The sequence below is a fragment of the Allokutzneria sp. NRRL B-24872 genome, from assembly GCF_002155965.1.
Classification (GTDB): Bacteria; Actinomycetota; Actinomycetes; order Mycobacteriales; family Pseudonocardiaceae; genus Allokutzneria.
Window position 1 is genome coordinate 1 of the sequence record NZ_MUMH01000472.1, and the last position, 771, is coordinate 771.

At 70.2% G+C, this 771-nt stretch carries 1 protein-coding gene; it reads left to right on the top strand.

What is annotated here, in order from left to right:
• Positions 1–53 precede the first annotated feature (53 nt).
• Positions 54–771, top strand: a 718-nt coding sequence (locus tag CCN37_RS38755) for a class I SAM-dependent methyltransferase (protein WP_086830299.1), incomplete at its 3' end; no start/stop codon positions are given.

Below are 771 nucleotides of genomic sequence, written 5' to 3' on the forward strand. Positions count from 1 at the left end.
CTCCAGCATCACCGCGTCCCGACCACGGAAACGGTTTCGCAGGAGCGTGAGACATGCACCAGCCCGGCCACGACACGAACGCCGGCCACGGCACGAATGCCGGACGCCACAGGAAGGTCGGCCAGGACAGGAAGGTCGGCGACGGCAGGGGCGAAGGCCGGCCCGTCGGCGAGTCCACCGGAGGGTCCCCCGGAGGTCGGCCCATCGACCTCGACCACATCGGTGACCTCTACCGCACCTTCGCCGAGGACCTCGACCGCGCCCGCGAACGCCAGCGCACCCTGCTCGCGCCGCCCACCTCGATGAAGGCCCAACTCGACGACATCGAGGCGGAGATCACGTACCTCCTCCTGCGCGAGGCCCGGCCGGAGACAGTGGTGGAGATCGGCACCTTCCACGGCTGGTCCACCACCTGGATCCTGCGCGCCCTGCGCGACAACGGCACCGGGCACCTCTACTCGTACGACATCGTCGACCACGTCGTACGGGAGGTCCCCGAGACCCTGTCCACCGGCCGCTGGACGTTCACCCAGGGGGACGCCCGGGAGAACCTGGAGAAGATCCCGGAGGACGCGGACTTCCTGTTCATCGACGCGGCGCACTCCGCGAGCTTCGCCCGCTGGTACCTCCAGCACCTGTTCCCACGGCTGCGGCCGGGCATCCCGGTGTGCGTGCACGACGTCTTCCACGGGCGCAGGGCGCTGCCGTTCACCGAGGGGGCGGTCGTGCTGCGCTGGCTCGCCGAGCGGGAGAACGCCTACTTCACCGCCT